The organism is Corynebacterium sp. CCUG 71335, assembly GCF_024454075.1.
Taxonomy (GTDB): Bacteria; Actinomycetota; Actinomycetes; order Mycobacteriales; family Mycobacteriaceae; genus Corynebacterium; species Corynebacterium genitalium.
In genome coordinates this window covers 1-2,921 of record NZ_JAGPYY010000020.1, presented here as the reverse complement: position 1 = coordinate 2,921, position 2,921 = coordinate 1, and the positions used below count along the sequence as shown (strand labels likewise).

3 protein-coding genes are annotated in these 2,921 nt (G+C 47.3%); all 3 read right to left on the bottom strand.

Features of this window, described 5'->3' with window-relative positions; genetic code table 11:
• Positions 1-44 precede the first annotated feature (44 nt).
• The 3 genes from KBX19_RS11185 to hemA are packed head-to-tail and all read right to left on the bottom strand — an operon-like array spanning position 45 to position 2,769.
• Complete coding sequence (locus tag KBX19_RS11185; RefSeq protein ID WP_255999043.1) at positions 45-1,070, bottom strand: hypothetical protein; 1,026 nt, start codon at positions 1,068-1,070, stop codon at positions 45-47.
• A 3-nt stretch (positions 1,071-1,073) separates the two neighbouring features.
• Positions 1,074-1,556, bottom strand: a complete 483-nt coding sequence (locus KBX19_RS11180) for a GNAT family N-acetyltransferase (protein ID WP_255999041.1) — start codon at positions 1,554-1,556, stop codon at positions 1,074-1,076.
• Positions 1,546-2,769, bottom strand: coding sequence for a 5-aminolevulinate synthase (gene hemA / locus KBX19_RS11175; RefSeq protein ID WP_255999039.1), 1,224 nt, complete (start codon positions 2,767-2,769; stop codon positions 1,546-1,548). Before hemA ends, KBX19_RS11180 begins: the two co-directional genes overlap by 11 nt.
• Between the last annotated feature and the right edge of the window lie 152 nt (positions 2,770-2,921).

Sequence of the window (2,921 nt, the reverse complement as noted above, 5' to 3'; positions counted from 1 at the left end):
GAAGACGCCTACTATCAACAATCACACGCCCACCCGTTGGGCGTTCAATAAGCGGAACGAAAACCAGGACGCTTCAGGTAGAGTACAGCCCCCTTCTGGTACCTGCTAATTTCTGTCAAAAATTGGTGAAGATCTAAAGCTTCACGCCATGTCGTAAAGCGCGGGTTCCTTTTGTTTGTCAATAATTCCTTCCAGAAACGAACCAGCTTGTCGCAGCCCTCCGGATAGTTGCCTAAGGTGGGTTCATAAACGGTGGTTTTGAAAGCCTTAGATCCTGCGGAGGACCAATGAGATAGATGATCGTAGTCCCATCGAGGATCATCAAAAGTTAATTCAAAGTATTCACGCTCGCCATCGGTTGAAGAGGCTATTATATTTACTTTCCGCATCCTACTGGAGTATCCAAAGCTAGCAGAACCGGTCACAATAGTATCTGCCAAGCAGAAAGTAACTTGGGCGGTTTCCGGCAGGACTTTGCTCGGTGAACCGTAATTAGACCCAACAATCGATGCGTCTAGGAGCTGTAAATTAGCGGTGTCACTGCCTGATAGGTAGCAGCATAAATCAAGCGGGTGAATAATTTCTGAAACCACTCCCACCGTCGGGCGAGGATCATCGAACCTGTTCTTTGCCCAGATAAAATCAATCCGATTTACGGTTAATCCCGATTCGCTAATCTTCTGCTTTACTTCTGTAGCTGCTGCAGAGTAGCGTTCAATACAATTGAGAGCAAAGGTATTATCCGTGCTCCATTTTTCATTTAATCCTTCGGGGATTCTTTCTCCAGGAGCTGCCAACGGTTTTTCGGATAAGATGAAACATTTAGTATGTTGGAGAATCTTCAGGACTGAAAGGTGCTGGTCATCGTTAGTTGCATTCACAACCATATCAACATCGGAGAAGTACCTCTCGATATCCTCTGGTGGTGCGAACTCTAAAGCCTTTGTTTCTTCCTTGGAGAGGAAGGATACCTCTGTACTTTCTTTCTCCTCAGCAGTAACAGCCGCCAAAAGTGACTGGTATAAGCGCTTTCCTTCGTATCCCGCCCCTATAAAAACAAACCTACCCAAGATCTATACCCCCCTCAGATAATGGGCTTCCCCGTCTAAGATGAAACCGCAGGATTGGTAGGTTCTTTCCGCAGCTTTGGTGGAAGCTAGGGTTACAGTAGGAATATTGTGCTCTTCTAGCCACTTCAAGGCTCGAAGCGTAAGGTTCTTTGCCAATCCATGCCCTCGAGCGTCAGGAGCCACGAACACTCCTTGTATCCATCCAACTTTTCCTTCGGTCGAAGAAGGAGAGGGCAGGTGACTATCAACGATTATTGTTAGTGTTGCAACAATCTTATCAGTTGATTCGGCTACGAAAGTAATCCCTCGTGAACTACAGGAAATCTGCCCCTCAATAAAAGAGCGGTAGTAATAAATCCAGTCGTCCGAGCCAATCGCCCATGAAGCCGACGGATCCGTGAGAAATAATTGTTTACGTAGGTCAACTAGCTGATCTAGATCTTCACGGACGCATTCTCGAATGCGAAAAGCAGTCTTACTGTTCATTGGGAACCCTCTCCATTACCTTTGCTAAGGATGAAGCAAGATACTCCATTTGTTGCTCAGTGTGAGTCGGCGTCACATTAATTCGGAATCTGCTCGTACCGACAGGAACAGTGGGCGCATTGATCGGTTGAACGTAGATTCCGTAGTCCTCCAGCAGTATTCGCGCCGATTCAGTACACCGGTGTGCACTTCCAATGAGTATTGGCAGTACATGCGTTTCTGACTGAGGCATTACTTCAATTCCATTGTGGATGAAAATTTCACGCAATCGCTCCGTCTTATCCGCCAACTCCCTCCGCGATGATTCTTGTTGTCGAATAATCGAGATGCTGGTTCTTGCGGCTGCGCATATGGAAGGAGGCATGGCGGTGGTGAAGATGAAGCCTGGAGCAAAACAGCGGATTGCGTCTATTAACCAGTCTGCGCCTGCTACGAAACCGCCGATAACGCCGATAGATTTGGCTAGAGTTCCTTGGATGATATCGATCTCCTCGGACAACCCGAGGGAGGCCGCGATCCCTCTCCCTTCTGGGCCATACATTCCAATGGCATGGGCTTCGTCGAGGAAAACTAAACTTTCATACGACTTAGCGACATGAACTATGTCTGCCAAAGGAGCGATATCACCGTCCATGGAGTAGACAGACTCCAATATCACCAGCTTTGGAGCGTGTGGGTCAGCCGAATCAAGCAGACTTTCTAAATGCTTCGCATCATTGTGCCGGAAAATGTGCCGTACACCTTTGCTCCTCCTAACCCCAGCAATAATTGAAGCATGGTTCAATTCGTCGCTGAATATTTGCAGATTCGGGAAGATCGTAATCAACGATTCGATGCTAGCGTCGTTGGAACCGTAACCGGTTGGAAACACTAGAGACCGCTCTCGGCCCAACCAAGATGCAATTTCTTCCTCAAGGAGTTCCACCTCGTCATTGGTCCCGCCGATATTTCTAGACCCACCGGCTCCAGCGCCGTATTTAAGAATCGCTTTACCTGCAGCTTCTAAAACTTTAGGGTGTTGCCCCATTCCCAAATAGTCATTACTACACCACACAACAACATCTTGAAGTTCGTTGTTCGGTTTTCTGAGCTTAGCGACTGGAAAGCTCCCTGCTTGACGGTTAATAACAGAGAAATTGCGGTAGGTGCCCTCTTCTTTGAGGGTTTGGAGTTTTCCCTCAGCCTGAAACTGTAGATCTTTCAGCGATAGCATTCTCTCTCCTTTAAAAAGAAGAACTTTTCAACGAAGAGTAAGGCTCTGGTTTAAAATTCAACTGACTTATAAGTTGAGGGTGTCCGATTGTTTGTGTGTGGGGGTTTGGTTTACAAGTAGTCGGCGAATCGGTCGGGGTAAGCCACGGCTAG